We start from the raw sequence: 15,860 nt of genomic DNA on the forward strand, positions 1-15,860 counted from the left end.
GGCCTACTCCGCCGCGTCCAGGGCTTCGGCCAGCTCGCGCTCGAGCCCATAATATCGGGCGCGGTCCCAGAACCGGGGGCGGGCGATGCCGGTGGAGCGGTGGCGGCCGATGACGCGTCCGTTCTCGTCTTCGCCGGTGATTTCGTAGACGAACAGGTCCTGGGTCACGATCACGTCGCCTTCCAGGCCCACGACCTCGGTGATGTGGGTAATGCGGCGCGACCCGTCACGCAGGCGCGCGGCCTGGATGATGACGTCGACAGAGCCGACGATCATCTCGCGGATGGTCTTGGAGGGCAGGCCATAGCCCCCCATGGTGATCATGGACTCCATCCGGCTGATGGCTTCGCGGGGGCTGTTGGCGTGCAGAGTGCCCATGGAGCCGTCGTGGCCGGTGTTCATGGCCTGCAACAGGTCGAAGGCCTCGGGGCCACGCACCTCGCCGACGATGATCCGCTCGGGACGCATCCGAAGGCAGTTCTTGACCAGGTCCCGCATGGTGATCTGGCCCTGGCCCTCAAGGTTCGGCGGGCGGGTCTCAAGCCGCACCACATGCGGCTGCTGAAGCTGCAGTTCGGCCGCGTCCTCGCACGTCACGACCCGCTCGGTGGGATCGATGAAGGCCGTCAGGGTGTTCAGAAGGGTGGTCTTGCCCGAGCCCGTGCCGCCCGAGATGACGAGGTTGCATCGCGAGGCGCCGATGACGCCGAGCACGCGCGCGCCCTCGGGACTGATGGAGGCGAACTCCACCAGATTCTTCATCGTCAGCTTGTCTTTCTTGAACTTCCGGATCGTCAGCGTCGGGCCGTCGATTGCCAGCGGCGGGGCGATGACGTTGACCCGGCTGCCGTCGGGCAGGCGGGCGTCGCAGATCGGGGAGCTTTCATCCACGCGCCGGCCGACCTGGGACACGATCCGCTGGCAGATGTTCATCAGCTGGGTGTTGTCGCGGAAGCGGACGTTTGTCAGCTGGACCTTGCCGCCGACCTCGATGAACACCCGGCCGGCGCCGTTGACCATGATGTCGGCGATGTCGTCGCGGGCCAGCAGCGGCTCCAGCGGGCCATAGCCGAGGACGTCGTTGACGATGTCCTGGACCAGATGCTCCTGCTCGGCCACCGACATGGAGACGTTCTTGATCGCCACCAGTTCGGCGACGATGTCGCGGATTTCCTCGGACGCCGCCTTGGTGTCCAGCTGCGCCAGCTGGGCCAGGTCGATGGTATTCATCAGCGCGTTGAAGATGGTGGTCTTCGTGGCGTGGTAATAGTCGGACTGTTCGCTGACGATCTCGGCGACCGCCTGGGCCTTTTTCAGCTGCTCAAACCCGGGGGTGGCGCGCGGTCCCGCGCCGGCCGCACGCGGCGCGCCGCCGGACGGGGAGGCCTGACGGCCCGACTGTGGCTTGGCCGCCAGCGCGTCCAGACGGTCCGTCTGCGGATCCTCGAGCGGCGGCGAGACATAGGGCTGGGCCTGACGGCCCTGGCCGGGCGCCAGGGCCACGTCCGCGTCTTCGAATCCGAAGGTCTCGGCGGGCGCCGGCTGGATGGGCGCCGGGCGTGCGGGCGCCAGGGTCTGGCCGGCCGTTCCTGTGCGCTTGCCGAACACGATGCGGCCCTGCCTCCCTAGCGCCTGAACAGCTTGCCGAACAGCGACTTGCCGCCCGGCTTTCTGGCGGACGGCAGAGCCGCGATCTCGCGGCGCGACACGATCTGGGCCAGGGTCTGGAAGGCTTCGGCGGACTTGGACCTGGCGGCGGCGTCCAGAATCATCTGGCCGTTGTTGGCGGCGGCGCCGAACACCTTGGGCTCAAACGGAATGGTCAGGCTCGGGTGCACGCCCAGCGCCGCGCCAAAGTCCTTGGCCGGAATTTCGGGACGGCCCGGCACGCCCACCTGGTTCAGGACCAGCCGCGGCGGCGCGTCATTGGGCCGACCCTGCCGGATGAGATCCATCATGTTCTTTGCGTTGCGGAGCGACGCCAGATCCGGGGTGGCCACGACCACCACCTCGTCGGCGGCGATCAGGGTGCGGCGCATCCAGACCGACCACAGGTGGGGCAGGTCCAGCACCACGAAGGGCGCCGTCTGGCGGATGCGGGTGGTCACTTCCTCGAAGGCGTCCGGGGCGATGTCCCAGTCCACGTCAAGGGTGGCGGGCGCGGCGAACAGACTGAGCCGGTCAGTGCAGCGCACCATCATGCGGTCCAGCAGGGTCTGGTCCAGCCGCTCGGGCTGCCCCAGGGCGTCCGCCACCCCGTTCAGGGGATCCTGGTTGAAGTCCAGGCCCGCCGTGCCGAACGGCAAATCGTAGTCGACGATGACGGTGTTGGCGCCGATCCTTTCGGACATGGCGTAGGCGGTGTTGTGGGCCACGGCGGATGCGCCGGCGCCGCCGCGGGCGCCGACGAAGGCGATGGAGCGTCCCACGAAGGGCTGCGCCGGATCGTTGAACAGGCCGCCGATAGCAGCGATCAGCTGCAGCGGCTGGATCGGCGCCACCAGGTACTCGCTCACGCCGCGCCGCATCAGTTCGCGATACAGCAGGATGTCGTTGGTAGGCCCGATCACCACCACCTTGGTGCCCTGGTCGCAGACCTGGGCCAGATGATCGATCTCGTTCAGAAGATCCTGCGCGCCGGCCAGGCACTCCACCACGATCAGGGGCGGGGTCGGCTCATGGCCGTAGGTCTCGACGGCGGCGGCGACGCCTCCCAGACGCACCTGGGTGGTGGCCCGCGACAGGCGGCGGTCCTGGCCCGCGCGCTCGGCGGCGGCGAGCGTGTCCTGACGTTCCGCAAAGATGTGGATGGCGATACGCGGCACCGAGACCGCTACCTGGGCCCCCGCCGGCGTCAAGGCGGTGGCTGCGCCGGCCACCAACTCTCCCACGGGATTGAACGCGGGCGTGGGAGCCTGGGGTCCCGGGGCGGGGGCGGGTGCGGCGGCTTGTTCCTGCGGTCCGGTGAACTGCAGGGGCTGTCGCTCAGCGGCGGGCGCAGCGCCAGGCCCCGGCGGAGGACCGAGGTCAAGATCGAGGTCGTCCTCGAACGCGTCGTAGGGCTGGGGCGCGAAAGCGTTGTTCATCAGTCCTGCCCGCTCCTAGTCAACGGCCTGGGAGACCCGGCTTCGAACCAGATCTTCCTGAGGGGCCGAGGTGAGTTCGCCCGCGCGGTAGTTTTCGAACACGACCGTGCGTCGTCCCGCGTCGGCGGGCGTCATGGTGCGAGGCTGGACGATGTCGCGGGGGTCGGCGATCTGCGCGGCCAGGTTGGCATTGATCGCGCAGCCGAAGTTCGACTGGGACTGGTTGGACGCCGTTTGCGACAGGCTTTCCCAAGCCGTGCCGCACCGGGGCACGCGCGCCTGGACGGTGGTGAAGCCCGCCACGATCGGCGCGCGGGGGTCGGGGGCGTGATAGCTTTCCACGCGGATGCGGTTGGCGGGCACACCCATGTCCTGCAGGGCGGCGCGGGCGCTCCACGCCGCGTCGCTCGCGACCGGGTCGGCCCCGGCGGGCGCCTCGACTACGATGACGTCGCCACCGGCGTGCGCAAATCGGCCCGCCAGGGCTGAAAGCGCGGCGCGCTGATTGGCGGACAGGCCGGTTTCGTGCACCGCCAGCGCGATGCGGTCGTGGCCTTCCTCCACCTGCAGGGCCCAGCGGGACGTCGGGGTCAGGGGAACGGGCGTCGTCGTGCCCGCGCCGCCGGCGCACGCAGAGAGCAGCGCAGCTGCGGCCATGCCGGCGATCAGCATCAGGGGGCGGACGTGGGTCATGGCCGTCTCCTACTCGATCACATAGCCCACCGGCCCCTGCCAGCCCGACGAGGCGGCGGAGGGGGCGGGGGTGCCATAGCTCTGGTTCAACTGGCCGAAGAAGATGGTCTGGGCGTCGCCGGCGATCCGCAGGCCGTCGGCCGGAGTCTGCATGGCGCCGCGGCCTGTCGGGGATACGATGAACGGCTCGATGATGATCACCAGTTCGGTCTCGCCCATCAGATAGTCGCGCGACCGGAACAGCGAACCCAGCACAGGCAGGCTGGTCATGCCGGGCAGGGCGTCGATGTTCTGACGCGTGGACTCCTGCAGCAAGCCGGCGATCATCATGGCGCCGCCCGACGGCATCTCCACGGTGGTCTGCGCCCGGCGCACGTTGAGACCCGAGAGGGTTATGGCGTTGTCGGCACCGCCGCCCAGGGTCAGCGCGCCGTCATTGCTGAGTTCGGAGACCTCTGTGGACAGCTGAAGCGAGATTCGGCCGCCGCTCAGGACCACCGGACGGAACGACAGGGAGACGCCGTAGGGCTTGAACTCCACAAGGATGTTCCCGTCCTCGTCGCGCCCCACCGGCACCGGGAACTCGCCCCCCGCCAGGAAGTTGGCGCTTTCCCCGCTCACTGCGGTCAGATTGGGTTCGGCCAGAGTCCGGACCAGACCGACCCGTTCGAAGGCGCGCAGGGCGCCGGCGACGCTGCCGTCAGGTCCGGTGTGCTCATACCCGAGCAGGCCCCCGCCCTGCAGGCCGGAGTTGATCGGGAAGGTCGAGCCCTGGACAAAGGAAAGATTGTCGCTGGCGTCGGCGATGACAGCGTCCAGATCGATGCCCAGCTGCTTCACCGAGGACCGTTGCACCTCGACAATCCGGGCGCGCACGGTGACCTGGTCCGGGCTGTCGACGCCGATCATGTTCAGCACCCGCTGCGGGTCGCTGACGAACTGGCGGGCGATCTGGACGGCGCGGTCGGCTTCGGCCGGCGTGGGCGCCGAGCCGGTCAGGATGATGCTCTCGTTCACCGCCTCGGCGCGGATGGACGAGCCCGGCAGAAGGCGGGCGATGGTGTCGGACAAGGCGCCGACGCCGGCGTCCACGCGAATGCTGAGATTCAGGATGGCGCGGCCCGAGGCGTCGAGGAAGACGGCGTCCGTCTCGCCCGGCGCGATTCCCACCACCGTGATGCGGCGCGGCGAATGCAGCATGGCCTCGGCAACCGCCGGGTTGGAGATAATGACGTCGCGGGCGTCCACGGGCAGGTCCACGGCGGCGGAGCGCCCGCGCGGCAGACTCAGGGACTGGCTTTCCCCGCCGACGGCGACGCGCACGCTGGACTGGGCCGCGACCGGGCCAGCCAGCAGCGGGGTCAGCGCCAGCGCGAGGGCCGGGATGAGGGCGAGGGATCGTCTCATTGCACCACCACCGTTTCCACCTGGTCACCGCGATGAATGCGCACGACGCGGGACTCGCCCCCGCCGGAGGCCATGCGCCCGGTGCGTCCCGACGGACCGGAAGCGTCCGCGTAGGAGCGCAGCACAAGAGACAGCTCGCCTTCGGCCCGGCCGAGCGACAGCACCTCTGCGTCCCCCGGCGAAACCTCGAGGGTGGCGGTGGCGCCGACCACGGTCTGGGCGTCATTGACGGCCTGGCTGGTCTGATCGATGGCCAGAACCTTCACGTTCTGCATGACCGTGGTGGTGGTGTGGCGCTGGCCCCCGCCGCCTTCCTGATTGTTGTTGTTTCGGAGTTCGCGGGTGACGATCACATCCACCCGGTCACCTGGCAGGATGAACCCTCCCGCAGCCGTCTCGACCGAGACGGGGATGGCCATGGCGCGCATGCCCGGCTCCAGATAGGCGGCCAGAAATCCGCCGTCGCCCGAGCGCACGATCTTGCGCGTCACGATGGGCTCGCCGGCCACGAAACCCTCGCGCACCACGGCGCCCACGAAGTCGGACTGGGCTCCGATGCCCGCGACGGCGTTGACGGCGCGCGTGACGGTCGCGGCGACGCCTTCCACCTGATTCTCAACGGCGGCGGCGGCGGCAGGCTCGTCTTCGGTCTCCGCGCGTGGTGCGGCGGCGGGCAGGGGCACGGATCCGTCGGTGATATAGGCCGGGTTCAGCCCGTCGATGGGCCAGTCCTTCCATTCCATATCCTCGGGGTCCAGCCGCTTGCCGACGGGGATGTCGCGGGCGGCGACCAGGACCCTGGCCAGGCGCGGCGCCTCGACAGCGGCCGAAGCCGAGGCGGCGGGCTCGCCGGAATTGCCCATGGCGCGCACCACCAGCGCCAGCCCGATGGCGGCGACGGCGGCGATGCCGATGACTGCGATGCGGGCGGGTTTCATCCTGTCCGTCTCCGAAGAAGCCAGGCGGAGTCAGAGTCCGACCCCCGTGGCGTTAACGAACATGCCGGGCCCGGGTTAACGCGCCCCTAAGCGGGTGATTTCAGAAGGCTGACGCCATCATGGCGCTGGCGGGCCAGGCCATAAGCGCCCCGGCGGCGATGGCCACGCCATAGGGGATGTCGCCCTTCGGCTGCAGCAGGCCGCGCACCCAGGCCGGACCGAAAGCCCCTAGCCCCACCAGCCGACCCCTGGCCAGGATGAGCGCCACACTGAACAGGCCGCCGGCCACCGCAGTCCACAGCACGAACATCAGAACGCCGTCCGGCCCCATCCACAGGGCCAGGGCCGCCATCAGCTTGGCGTCTCCGCCGCCGATGGCGCCCAGCGCAAACAGCCCTGCGGCGATCATGAGCGCCCCCACCCCGATGCCGAGGTGAACCAGCAGGCCCTGCCATCCCAGTCCGGCCAGCAAAGCGGCGGGGAGGAAGGCCGCGACCAGCGCCAGGGACATCCAGTTGGGAATGGTCATGGTGGTCAGGTCACGCACGCCCGCCGCCACGGCGATCACCGGCAGCAGGGCGAGACAGGCGATGGTCAGGAGATCCATGGCCTGGATGTGGCGGCCCACCCCTTAAAAAGGGGTTTCGCCGTGCGGCCAAAAGCAAGGGCCGCAGCGTTTCCGCTGCGGCCCCCGTTACACGGTTTTTTCTGAAAGCTTAGGAGCCGCCGACAGCGTTCGCCACCGAAGTGAAGGCGGTATCCATATTTCCGCCCAGCAGCTGCAGGGCGCCGATGATGACCACGGCAATAAGGGCGGCGATCAGGCCGTATTCGATGGCGGTGGCGCCGGACTCGTCTTTGGCGAATTTGTTGATGAACGTCTTCATGTGAATCTTCCTTTTATCCAAGCGAGCAACTTGACGGTTGTAAGGGCCGCCGGATTGCCCGCCAGACCCCCGTTTACGCCAGGGACCATGCGGCCTTTCGTGTTAATGCCAAGTAAAATGGGGCAACGGCGAGGGCATTTTCTATAGTTACCCAGTATTTACCGTAAATGATCGTTAACCATGGTTTGCGCTTTGAAGCCGGCTTCAGGATTTGTTGAGGGTTGGCGGTGATTGTTCTCCCCTCGCGCGCGCTCATGCGCCTTGCTCCAATGAGATCGCTTATGCGTCTGCTCGTCCCGACCCTGTCTGCGGCCCTCCTGGTGGCCGCCGCCTTTCCGGCTCTGGCGCAGAGCCGCGGCATGGACGTGGAGATCGATCGCGCCCAGCGCATCCAGCTTCGGGGCGCCGCCTCATCCGTCATCGTGGCCAACCCCGCGGTGGCCGATGTCACGGTGGTGGACGCCTCCACCCTTTATGTGACCGGGCGCGGCTACGGCTCCACCGAGGTGGTGGTGGTTGACGCCATCGGGCGCACCCTGTTCCAGTCCGTGGTGAATGTGACGGCGCCCGCGGCCTCGGGCCATGTGCGGATGTGGCGTGGCGGGGTGGCGACGGAAATGTCGTGCACCACCGGCTGCGCCCCGAGCCAGCATCAGGCGCCGGCGCCGGCCTCCGTCGCGCCCGACGGAACCCCCTGAGCCGACAGAGGGCCAGGACGATGGAACGGACATCATCGACGCGGCGGGGCCTGGGACGCTTTCGGCGTGACCAGAGCGGGGCGACCGCCATCGAGTTCGCCTTCGTCGCGGCGCCCTTCTTCCTGATGATGTTCGCCCTGATCGAGCTGGGCGTCCTGTTCGTGGTCGACGTGGCCCTGGAGTCGGCGGTCAGCCAGACCGGGCGGCTCGTCCGCACCGGGCAGGCCCATGAGCGCGCCATGAGCGTATCGGAGTTTAAGGAAGCGGTGTGCGGGCGCATGGGCGTCTTCGAAAGCCAGTGCGACGAGCGCCTGCTCGTGGACGTCCGCGTCATTCCCCGTTTCACCGGCCAGACCCCGCCGGACCCGCTGGATGAGAACGGCGAGCTTTCCGAAAGCGGCTTGCGGTTCGCCATCGGCGGACCGGGCGACATCATCCTGCTCAGCGCCTGGTATCCACAGCCCCTGTTCACGCCCCTGGTCAGCCAGGGCGCCGAACGGGTGGCGGGCCACCGGGTGCTGAACGTCACCACCGCGTTCCGCAACGAGCCGTTCAACCCCGTCGCCCCGGCCCAGCCATGACCAACGAGCGGGACTCCAGAGGCTTGCTGACACGCCTTCGCGGCGATCGGCGCGGCGTGTCAGCGGTCGAGTTCGCCCTGATCGCGCCGGTAATCCTGCTGTTCTACTTCGGTCTGGCCGAATTCTGCCAAGGCTTCATGGCCCAGAAGCGCATGGGCCGAACCGCCGCTACCGTGGCCGATCTCGTCACCCAGAACGAAAGTGTCACCCGGGCCGACATCGCCGACGTATTCGAGGTCGGCGTGCTTATGATGCGACCGTTCCCCGCCGCGCCGCTGGAACAGCGCGTGACCGCCGTAACCCGGCACACCAACGGGCAGGTCCGGGTCGACTGGTCCCGGGCCGAGGGGGCTGGCCTGCCGGCGCGGGGGGTCGGCTCCGCCGTCGACATTCCGGTGGGTCTGATCGCCGCCGGCGAAAGCCTGGTGATGACCGAGATCATCTACGACTATGAATCGCCCTTCGGCGAACTGCTGCCGGGCCTGACGCGGTTCAGCCACACCTATTATCTGCGGCCCCGCAAGGTGGATCAGGTGGCCTGCACCGACTGTTGAGCCGGCAATCGTCCACGCCCTCTGTCATCCCGGGACGGGGGTGATTAGATAGGCGTCATGAAAGACCTCAACGAACTGATGAAGCAGGCCCAGGCCATGCAGCAGAAGCTGCAGGACGCCCAGGCGAAGATGGCGGACTCCTCGGCCGAGGGCAGCTCGGGCGGCGGTCTGGTGACCGTGAGCCTCAAGGGGCCCGGCGAGATCACCCATGTGCGCATCGACGACAGCCTGATGGCGCCTGGCGAGGGCGAGATCCTGGCGGACCTGATCGTGGCCGCCCATGCCGACGCCAAGCGCAAGCTGGACGCGGTCAACGCCGAGCTGATGCGCGAGGCCGCCGGTCCCATGGCGGGCATGAACATCCCCGGCATGCCCAAACTGTTCTGACGCCCCATGGCCGCGTCCGCCGGACCCGAGATCGAGCGCCTGATCGGCCTGCTGGCCAAGCTGCCCGGCATGGGTCCACGTTCGGCCCGTCGCGCGGCGCTGGCCCTGCTGAAGCGGCGCGAACAACTGCTTGAGCCGCTGGCGGCTTCGCTGGCCGAGACCGCGGCCAAGGTGCGGTCCTGTTCGGTCTGCGGCGCGCCGGACACCCGCGATCCCTGCTCCATCTGCGCCGACACGTCCCGCGATGGCGGCCTGATCTGCGTGGTCGAGGAGGCCGGGGCCCTGTGGGCCATGGAGCGGTCCGGCGCCTTTCGCGGCAAATACCATGTGCTGGGCGGCCTGCTGTCGGCGCTGGACGGGATCGGCCCCGAGGCCCTGCGCATCAGCGAGCTGGTCGGCCGGGCCCGCGAGGGCGCGGTCAAGGAGGTGGTGCTGGCCCTGCCCGCCACCGTCGACGGCCAGACCACCGCCCACTATCTGGCCGACCGGCTTTCGGGAACAGAGGTCCAGATCACCAGCCTGGCCCGCGGCGTGCCCGTCGGCGGCGAGCTGGACTGGCTGGACGACGGCACCATCGTCCAGGCCATGCGCCAGCGCCGCCCGGCCTGACTTTCCCAAGCCGGCGACTCCGGCTAGGAACGGAGCATGAACACCCTGATCCTCGTCTTCGCCGGGCTTTTCGTGCTGGCTTCAGCCGCCTTCGTCTGGGCCTTCATGGGCTGGCAGAAGGCGAAATCCGCCGCTGACGCCGCCCACCACAAGATCGAGGTGATCGAGGAGGCCCGGGCCTCCATGGCCGAATATCTGCGGGCCCAGGCGGCGGAATCGGCCCAGTCGGTGGCCAACCAGATGGTGGCCCGCGCCACCGAGACCTTTCAGGCCCAGGACCGGGTGGCCCGGGAGCGCATGGAGGCACAGCTGAAGCCGGTCAGCGAGACCCTGGCGAAGTTTCAGGAGCACGTGCAGGCGCTGGAGAAGGTGCGCTCCGAGGAGACCGGCGGGCTCAAGGAGCAGCTGGCCCTGCTGATGACCGCCCACACCGCCACCCGGGACGAGACCCGCAAGCTGACCGAGGCCCTGCGCGGCAACACCGGGCGGCGCGGCCGCTGGGGCGAGCAGACCTGCCGCAACGTGCTGGAGGCCGCCGGCATGGCGGGCCGCTTCGATTTTCAGGAGCAGACGTCGCAGGCCGATGACGAGGGCCGCCAGTCGCGGCCGGACTTCATCGTTCGTCTGCCCGGCGGCGGCATGTTCGTGATCGACGCCAAGGTGCCGCTGGCCTTCGACGCCGACGAGCAAGGCGACGAGGACAGCCGGGCCCAGGCCCGATCGCTGCGCATCGCCGCCAGCCTGAAGACCCATGTGCGGCAGCTGGCGTCCAAGGCCTATCAGGACCAGTTCAAGCCCAGCCCCGATTTCGTGGCCCTGTTCGTGCCCGGCGACGCCTTCCTGTCCTCGGCGCTGGACCATGCGCCCGACATCATGACCCAGGCCATGGATTCGCGGGTGGTCATCGTCACCCCCACCACCCTGTTCGCCCTGTGCAAGGCCGTGGCCTACGGCTGGCGGGCCGAGGAGCAGAGCGCCAACGCCGAGCACGTGGCCCGGCTGGGCAAGGAGCTCTACAAGCGCCTGGCCACCATGGGCGGATACGCCTCCTCTCTGGGAGCCGATCTGGACCGGGCCGTGAAGCGCTACAACCAGTTCGTCGGCTCGCTGGAGAGCCAGGTGATGGTGCAGGCCCGCCGGTTCGAGGACCTGCAGGTGGATCACGAGGGCAAGGATCTGCCCGAACTGGCCCCGGTGGAGCAATCCACCCGCATTCTGAGCCGTCCCGAGCTGATCGAAAGCGCATCAGACGGCGCGAAGACGCAATAGACTTGCCCCGCGTCGGCGGCTAATCCGCGCCCATGACCGACGCAGCCTCCCCCGCCCTGTCCCTGAGCCCGCCCGACGAACCGCCCGTGGGCCGCATGATCGCCATGCCCGCCGACACCAACCCCGAGGGCGACATCTTCGGCGGCTGGCTGCTGGCCCAGATGGACCTGGCCGGATCGTCGCCCGCCTTCAATCTGGCGCGGGGCCGCTGCGCCACCGTGGCGGTGGATTCCATGGTGTTTCACCAGCCGGTGTCCGTGGGCGACGAGGTCAGCATCTACGCCACGGTGATCCGCACCGGCCGCACCTCCATCGGGGTGCGGGTCGAGGCGTGGAAGCGGGGGCGCGGCCTTGACGAGATGGTGCGCGTCACCGAGGGCGTGTTCACCTATGTGGCCATCGACGAGAACCGCAAGCCCCGCCCCCTGCCCGAACCGGCATGACCCGGGGCAAGGGTCGGAATTCTTGACCGGAGGGGCCTTTGCGCCTACCTGCGGGTCATGGCCATTCGTCGCATCCTGACCGTGAACAATCCCGCTGACCTGGCGGTGCTCAAGACTGTCTGCACCCCGGTGGAGGCGGTGACCGATGACGTCCGCGCCCTGATGGATGACATGCTGGAGACCATGTACGACGCGCCGGGCATCGGCCTGGCCGCCGTGCAGATCGGCGACACCCGCCGCGTGGTGGTCATGGATCTGGGTGACGGGGGGGGCGACGGCGGCGACGACGGCGAGGCCCCGGAGAGCGAGGATGAGCGCAAGCCCAACCCCCGCTTCTTCATCAATCCGGAGATCCTGTGGGCGTCGGAAGAAACCGCGCCCTATGAGGAAGGCTGCCTGTCGATCCCCGAGTATTTCGACGAGGTCCAGCGCCCGGCGCGGATCAAGCTGCGCTATCTGAACCGCGAGGGCGCGACCGTGGAGGAAGAAGCCGACGGCCTTTACGCCGTCTGCATCCAGCACGAGATCGACCACCTGAACGGGGTGCTGTTCATCGACCATCTGTCGCGGCTGCGGCGGGACCGGGCCATGACCAGGGTCAAGAAGATCATGCGCGAGCGGGTGGCGGCCTGATGGCCCGCGCCAACGCCCGCCGCAAACCGGTCCGCAAGGCCCGCACGCCCCTGACCGGGGCCCAGAAGATCGGTATCGGCTCGGCCGCGACCCTGCTCGCCGTGGCGGGACTGGGCCTGATCGCCGGTGTGGTGCTGGACCGGCTGCTCAACTTCGACGACGCTTTTGACGCCGGCGGCGAATGGGACGAGGGCGGCGGCGTCTTCACCCGCTGGGACTGACCGGCTCGGCCGGGCGTCCCGCATGATCTTTTTCCAATGATTCCGGTCCAATGATTCTGGCCAAGCGCCCCGAGGTCGAGCGGTTCCTGGCGTCGCCGGATCCGGCGGTGCGGGCGGTGGTGATCCACGGCAAGGACCGGGGCGGCGTCGGCGAGCGGGGTCAGGCCCTGTGCCTGAAGATCGTGCCTGACCTGAACGACCCCTTTGACGTCAGCCTGCTGACCGACAGCGATGTGGAGGCCGACGGCGCGGCGCTGGATGACGCCCTGTCGGCCCAGTCCATGACCGGCGGACGGCGGCTGGTGCGACTGCGCCTGTCCACCGACAAGGCGTCGACCGACAAGGCCGTGGCCGCCGCGCTCAAGATTCACGCTGACGGCGGCTTCAACCCCGACGCCATGTTCGTGGTGGAGGCCGGGGCGCTGGGCCGCGAGTCGGCGCTGCGCAAGGCCGCCGAGACGGCCAGGGCGGCGGTCAGCATCGCCTGCTACGAGGACGAGGTGGGCGACGTGGCCCGCATGGTGCGCGAGGCGCTGGCGAAAGACCGGGTGGGCCTGACATCGGACGCCCTGGCCCAGTTCACCGCCCGCCTGCCCCGCGAGCGCGGCCTGATGCGCCAGGAGATCGAGCGGCTGGCCCTGTTCATCGGCCCGGGCAGCGACCGGACCCTGGGCCCGGACGAACTGGAGTTGCATCTGGGGGTGGAGCCGGACGCCTCCCTGTTCGAGGCGGCGCTGCAGGCCTTCGGCGGCCGGGCGGCCCAGGCGCAAGCGAATGTCCGTCGCGCTTTCGCGGAGGGCGAAAGCCCCGTGGCCGCCGTGCGCGCCGTCAGCGGCCATCTGAACCGCCTGCGCCGCATCCGCGCCCTCACCGACAACGGCGCCGGGCCCAAGGAGGCGACCAAGGCCGCGGGGGTGTTCTGGAAGCAGGAAGCCGAGATGCTGCGCCAGATGCGCTCCTGGCGGCACGAGGATTTGTCGCAAGTCCTTGATAATGCGCTAGAATGTGAGAAGGCCTGCAAGACGGCCGGCTCCCCCGACGCCCTGCTGGCCGAGCGCCTTCTGCTCGAGGTGGCGGGCCGGGCCCGGCGTCTGGGGCTCTAGCGACGCGGAGCGCAGGGCTGGCGGGGCTGTTCGTCCCACCATTCAGCGTTAGCGCGCCGGATCAGCGCCAGAAAATCACGCTTTTCGATCTCCTCGGCTTCAGCGCACGCCTCGGCCAATTCGCGGTCCAGCGGATCGACAGGTTCGGGGCGGGGCGGTCGGGGTCGGGCCATAGCGGTGTTCCTGATCAGCGGGCAGGCTGAAGCGCCCGTCAGCGCGGGTTGATGGGAAGGGAGCGGGGCGCCGGGCCGACGCCCGGTGTAAGGATAGACAAATACCGTTTCGACGAAGGCTGACGCCCCGCGCGATCGTTGTTCCAGAGCCCCCGGTGGGCACGCGTCTTAGGCGCTAGCCGGTGTTTAGGCCCTGAACGGGCAGGTGCGGACAGCGCTCCGCATCCTGGACCCGGCGAGTAATCCGCCCCGCCGCTTAGTCCCGCTCGATCGCAGCCCGTCGCCGCAAGGTCGCCGGCCGAGCGCCCTTCCCGTGCGACGGGATGGGAGAAGCATACGGCCCCCGCGAACGCGGTCGGAAAAATGGACGAAGATTTTTCGTCAGGCGTTGTGGGATCAGGGATTGGGTCGGAAAAATGCGGGGATACGGGCGGAGTTCGTCCCCTATTTTCCGCTCATCCCGGCGAAGGCCGGGATCCAGATCATAAGGCCGGGTTTGGGGTGGGTTGCGCAAACAACCCTGTCTCTGGCCGCGCGAACGAGACTTTGCATCTGGATCCCGGCCTTCGCCGGGATGAGCGGGGTGGGAACCGGGTGGTGAGGCGCGACACCCCCCGAGCATCGAGTCTCACCCCTCATCCGTCATGCTGCGCATGACACCTTCTCCCTCAAGGGGAGAAGGGAAGCGCCTGTCGTCCTCCGATTGCCGCGCCAGCCAGACGCTGGCGCCGCCGCAGTCCGGATCGGACAGGCGGCGCTGCAGGATCCTGAGACCTGACGCCGTCAGAAGGGCGTCGGTCTCGGATGGATCCAGCCCCCCGTGATACAGGGGTTCGCCGCGCCAGACGCCGACGGTTTCGCCGCTCTCTGGCGCCGCTGTGAACAGAAGGGGCGCGCCAGGGCGCAGACAGCCGGCCAGCCTCGGGATCGTCTGGCGCTGGTCATCGGCGGTCAGATGGATCAGGCCGTGCCACACGACGACGCCGTCGAAAGCGTCGTCCGAATGCCAGTCCCGCATGTCGCCGACCATCCAGCGATGGTCAGGAAATCGCCGGCGACAGAGGTCGATCATGGCCGGCGCCGCATCGACGCCGGTGATTTTCGCCCCATTATCAATCAGATAGGCGGAGATCGGCTCGCCCGAGCCGCAGGCCATGTCGAGCACCTCGCCGCCAGCGGGCAACAAGGCTGTGAACGCCTCCAGCCACGGCCGCTCGAACAGGGTCCGGGTCCGGTCCGCGTCGAACTGGGCCGCCCGGCGATGGTAGAGATCAACGACCGATTGCGAAGGATCGGTCACGATGACCTCAGCTCCGCGTCAGGCGGCGGCAGAGGTCGTCCAGCTGTTCCAGGGCGCCGTAGCGGATGACCAGCTCGCCCTTTCCGCCCTTGTCGCGGACCTCGACCTTGAGCCCGAGCGCGTCGCCCAGATCCTGTTCCAGGGCCACGGTGTCGGCCGAGCGGTCGAGGGCGGGCTTCGCCTTCGCCGTTTTGGGTCCTTCAACCGCCTGACGGGCCAGGGCCTCGGTCTGGCGCACCGACAGGCCGCTCCTGATGATGGTGTCGGCGAGGGTTTCGGCGTCAGGCGCGGTAATCAGGGCCCGGGCGTGGCCGGCGGACAGGCGCCCGGCCAGCACATGGTCCAGCACCGGGTCCGGCAGGGCCAGCAGGCGCAGGGTGTTGGCCACATGGCTGCGGCTCTTGCCCACCACCCCGGCCACCACGTCCTGGGTGCGGTTGAAGCGCTCCATCAGGGTGCGGTAGGCGCGCGCCTCCTCCACCGGGTTCAGGTCCTCGCGCTGGACGTTCTCGACGATGGCGATTTCCAGCACCTGGCCGTCGTCAAGCTCGCGCACCAGCACGGGAATGGCCTTGAGGCCCGCCTTCTGGGAGGCGCGCCAGCGGCGTTCGCCGGCGATGATCTGCCAGCCGTCGCCGCCGGGGGCCGGGCGCACCAGCAGGGGCTGGAGCACGCCCTTGTCGCGGATGGAGGCGGACAGTTCGGCGATCTCGTCGTCGGAGAAATGGGTGCGGGGCTGGTCCGGGTTTGGGTGCAGCTGCTCGATGGGAATCTCGCGCACGCCGGCGCGCGCCTCGATATCGGCGGCCACAGCCTCGGCGGTGTCCCCGATCAGGGCCGACAGACCCCGGCCCAATCCTCTTTGACGTTCAGCCACT

General features: G+C 68.9%; 20 protein-coding genes. 10 read left to right on the forward strand and 10 right to left on the reverse strand.

Annotated features, from left to right (window positions below; translation table 11 throughout):
* Positions 1–3 precede the first annotated feature (3 nt).
* From ACK4SE_RS10930 to ACK4SE_RS10960, 7 genes are all read right to left on the reverse strand, one after another.
* Positions 4–1,608: a CpaF family protein gene (locus tag ACK4SE_RS10930; protein ID WP_409692400.1), complete on the reverse strand. Its 1,605-nt coding sequence runs from the start codon at positions 1,606–1,608 to the stop codon at positions 4–6.
* A gap of 17 nt (positions 1,609–1,625) precedes the next feature.
* Positions 1,626–3,086, reverse strand: coding sequence for a CpaE family protein (locus tag ACK4SE_RS10935; RefSeq protein ID WP_409692402.1), 1,461 nt, complete (start codon positions 3,084–3,086; stop codon positions 1,626–1,628).
* Between the two features lie 15 nt (positions 3,087–3,101).
* Positions 3,102–3,779, reverse strand: coding sequence for a CpaD family pilus assembly protein (locus ACK4SE_RS10940; RefSeq protein ID WP_409692403.1), 678 nt, complete (start codon positions 3,777–3,779; stop codon positions 3,102–3,104).
* A 9-nt stretch (positions 3,780–3,788) separates the two neighbouring features.
* Positions 3,789–5,186, reverse strand: coding sequence for a type II and III secretion system protein family protein (locus ACK4SE_RS10945; protein ID WP_409692405.1), 1,398 nt, complete (start codon positions 5,184–5,186; stop codon positions 3,789–3,791).
* The gene (gene cpaB, locus ACK4SE_RS10950; RefSeq protein WP_409692407.1) at positions 5,183–6,124 is read right to left on the reverse strand and encodes a Flp pilus assembly protein CpaB; all 942 of its coding nucleotides are present in this window, start codon (positions 6,122–6,124) and stop codon (positions 5,183–5,185) included. Before cpaB ends, ACK4SE_RS10945 begins: the two co-directional genes overlap by 4 nt.
* A 100-nt stretch (positions 6,125–6,224) precedes the next feature.
* The gene (locus ACK4SE_RS10955; RefSeq protein ID WP_409692410.1) at positions 6,225–6,731 is read right to left on the reverse strand and encodes a prepilin peptidase; all 507 of its coding nucleotides are present in this window, start codon (positions 6,729–6,731) and stop codon (positions 6,225–6,227) included.
* Between the two features lie 109 nt (positions 6,732–6,840).
* Positions 6,841–7,011, reverse strand: coding sequence for a Flp family type IVb pilin (locus ACK4SE_RS10960; RefSeq protein ID WP_409692412.1), 171 nt, complete (start codon positions 7,009–7,011; stop codon positions 6,841–6,843).
* A gap of 281 nt (positions 7,012–7,292) precedes the next feature.
* Here ACK4SE_RS10960 and ACK4SE_RS10965 point away from each other — a divergent pair, with 281 nt between their 5' ends.
* The 10 genes from ACK4SE_RS10965 to holA are packed head-to-tail and all read left to right on the forward strand — an operon-like array spanning position 7,293 to position 13,509.
* Complete coding sequence (locus ACK4SE_RS10965) at positions 7,293–7,709, forward strand: pilus assembly protein N-terminal domain-containing protein (RefSeq protein WP_409692415.1); 417 nt, start codon at positions 7,293–7,295, stop codon at positions 7,707–7,709.
* Positions 7,710–7,729: 20 nt separating this feature from the next.
* Positions 7,730–8,290: a TadE/TadG family type IV pilus assembly protein gene (locus tag ACK4SE_RS10970; RefSeq protein ID WP_409692418.1), complete on the forward strand. Its 561-nt coding sequence runs from the start codon at positions 7,730–7,732 to the stop codon at positions 8,288–8,290.
* Positions 8,291–8,313: 23 nt separating this feature from the next.
* Complete coding sequence (locus ACK4SE_RS10975; RefSeq protein WP_409692421.1) at positions 8,314–8,844, forward strand: TadE/TadG family type IV pilus assembly protein; 531 nt, start codon at positions 8,314–8,316, stop codon at positions 8,842–8,844.
* Between the two features lie 57 nt (positions 8,845–8,901).
* On the forward strand, positions 8,902–9,231 hold the full coding sequence (locus ACK4SE_RS10980; RefSeq protein WP_409692424.1) for a YbaB/EbfC family nucleoid-associated protein: 330 nt from the start codon (positions 8,902–8,904) through the stop codon (positions 9,229–9,231).
* A gap of 6 nt (positions 9,232–9,237) precedes the next feature.
* Positions 9,238–9,840 carry a recombination mediator RecR gene (recR, locus tag ACK4SE_RS10985; RefSeq protein ID WP_409692426.1) on the forward strand — a complete coding sequence of 201 codons (603 nt, stop codon included), beginning with the start codon at positions 9,238–9,240 and terminating at the stop codon, positions 9,838–9,840.
* A 36-nt stretch (positions 9,841–9,876) separates the two neighbouring features.
* On the forward strand, positions 9,877–11,109 hold the full coding sequence (locus ACK4SE_RS10990; RefSeq protein ID WP_409692429.1) for a DNA recombination protein RmuC: 1,233 nt from the start codon (positions 9,877–9,879) through the stop codon (positions 11,107–11,109).
* A 32-nt stretch (positions 11,110–11,141) separates the two neighbouring features.
* Positions 11,142–11,552 (forward strand): acyl-CoA thioesterase, encoded by a 411-nt coding sequence (locus ACK4SE_RS10995; RefSeq protein ID WP_409692432.1) that lies wholly within the window; start codon positions 11,142–11,144, stop codon positions 11,550–11,552.
* Positions 11,553–11,609: 57 nt separating this feature from the next.
* Positions 11,610–12,185 carry a peptide deformylase gene (gene def, locus ACK4SE_RS11000; RefSeq protein WP_409692435.1) on the forward strand — a complete coding sequence of 192 codons (576 nt, stop codon included), beginning with the start codon at positions 11,610–11,612 and terminating at the stop codon, positions 12,183–12,185.
* Positions 12,185–12,406 (forward strand): hypothetical protein, encoded by a 222-nt coding sequence (locus ACK4SE_RS11005; RefSeq protein ID WP_409692437.1) that lies wholly within the window; start codon positions 12,185–12,187, stop codon positions 12,404–12,406. The genes def and ACK4SE_RS11005 overlap by 1 nt, the downstream gene beginning before the upstream one ends.
* Before the next feature lie 50 nt (positions 12,407–12,456).
* The gene (gene holA, locus ACK4SE_RS11010; protein WP_409692439.1) at positions 12,457–13,509 is read left to right on the forward strand and encodes a DNA polymerase III subunit delta; all 1,053 of its coding nucleotides are present in this window, start codon (positions 12,457–12,459) and stop codon (positions 13,507–13,509) included.
* Here the strand turns inward: holA and ACK4SE_RS11015 are convergent.
* The 3 genes from ACK4SE_RS11015 to ACK4SE_RS11025 form a co-directional block, all read right to left on the reverse strand.
* Positions 13,506–13,682 (reverse strand): hypothetical protein, encoded by a 177-nt coding sequence (locus ACK4SE_RS11015; RefSeq protein ID WP_409692441.1) that lies wholly within the window; start codon positions 13,680–13,682, stop codon positions 13,506–13,508. The genes holA and ACK4SE_RS11015 overlap by 4 nt on opposite strands.
* Positions 13,683–14,310: 628 nt before the next feature.
* Positions 14,311–14,982, reverse strand: a complete 672-nt coding sequence (locus tag ACK4SE_RS11020) for a class I SAM-dependent methyltransferase (protein WP_409692443.1) — start codon at positions 14,980–14,982, stop codon at positions 14,311–14,313.
* Positions 14,983–14,989: 7 nt separating this feature from the next.
* Positions 14,990–15,859, reverse strand: coding sequence for a ParB/RepB/Spo0J family partition protein (locus ACK4SE_RS11025; protein WP_409692446.1), 870 nt, complete (start codon positions 15,857–15,859; stop codon positions 14,990–14,992).
* Position 15,860 lies beyond the last annotated feature (1 nt).

Source organism: Brevundimonas sp. (genome assembly GCF_046293315.1).
Taxonomy (GTDB): domain Bacteria; phylum Pseudomonadota; class Alphaproteobacteria; order Caulobacterales; family Caulobacteraceae; genus Brevundimonas.

Bases quoted from the DNA above. Each gene is read 5' to 3' on its own strand.
- ACK4SE_RS10935 (WP_409692402.1), bottom strand. From the start codon at position 3,086: ATGAACAACGCTTTCGCGCCCCAGCCCTACGACGCGTTCGAGGACGAC.
- ACK4SE_RS10940 (WP_409692403.1), bottom strand. From the start codon at position 3,779: ATGACCCACGTCCGCCCCCTGATGCTGATCGCCGGCATGGCCGCAGCT.
- ACK4SE_RS10945 (WP_409692405.1), bottom strand. From the start codon at position 5,186: ATGAGACGATCCCTCGCCCTCATCCCGGCCCTCGCGCTGGCGCTGACC.
- cpaB (WP_409692407.1), bottom strand. From the start codon at position 6,124: ATGAAACCCGCCCGCATCGCAGTCATCGGCATCGCCGCCGTCGCCGCC.
- ACK4SE_RS10955 (WP_409692410.1), bottom strand. From the start codon at position 6,731: ATGGATCTCCTGACCATCGCCTGTCTCGCCCTGCTGCCGGTGATCGCC.
- ACK4SE_RS10960 (WP_409692412.1), bottom strand. From the start codon at position 7,011: ATGAAGACGTTCATCAACAAATTCGCCAAAGACGAGTCCGGCGCCACC.
- ACK4SE_RS10965 (WP_409692415.1), top strand. From the start codon at position 7,293: ATGCGTCTGCTCGTCCCGACCCTGTCTGCGGCCCTCCTGGTGGCCGCC.
- ACK4SE_RS10970 (WP_409692418.1), top strand. From the start codon at position 7,730: ATGGAACGGACATCATCGACGCGGCGGGGCCTGGGACGCTTTCGGCGT.
- ACK4SE_RS10980 (WP_409692424.1), top strand. From the start codon at position 8,902: ATGAAAGACCTCAACGAACTGATGAAGCAGGCCCAGGCCATGCAGCAG.
- recR (WP_409692426.1), top strand. From the start codon at position 9,238: ATGGCCGCGTCCGCCGGACCCGAGATCGAGCGCCTGATCGGCCTGCTG.
- ACK4SE_RS10990 (WP_409692429.1), top strand. From the start codon at position 9,877: ATGAACACCCTGATCCTCGTCTTCGCCGGGCTTTTCGTGCTGGCTTCA.
- ACK4SE_RS10995 (WP_409692432.1), top strand. From the start codon at position 11,142: ATGACCGACGCAGCCTCCCCCGCCCTGTCCCTGAGCCCGCCCGACGAA.
- def (WP_409692435.1), top strand. From the start codon at position 11,610: ATGGCCATTCGTCGCATCCTGACCGTGAACAATCCCGCTGACCTGGCG.
- ACK4SE_RS11005 (WP_409692437.1), top strand. From the start codon at position 12,185: ATGGCCCGCGCCAACGCCCGCCGCAAACCGGTCCGCAAGGCCCGCACG.
- holA (WP_409692439.1), top strand. From the start codon at position 12,457: ATGATTCTGGCCAAGCGCCCCGAGGTCGAGCGGTTCCTGGCGTCGCCG.
- ACK4SE_RS11015 (WP_409692441.1), bottom strand. From the start codon at position 13,682: ATGGCCCGACCCCGACCGCCCCGCCCCGAACCTGTCGATCCGCTGGAC.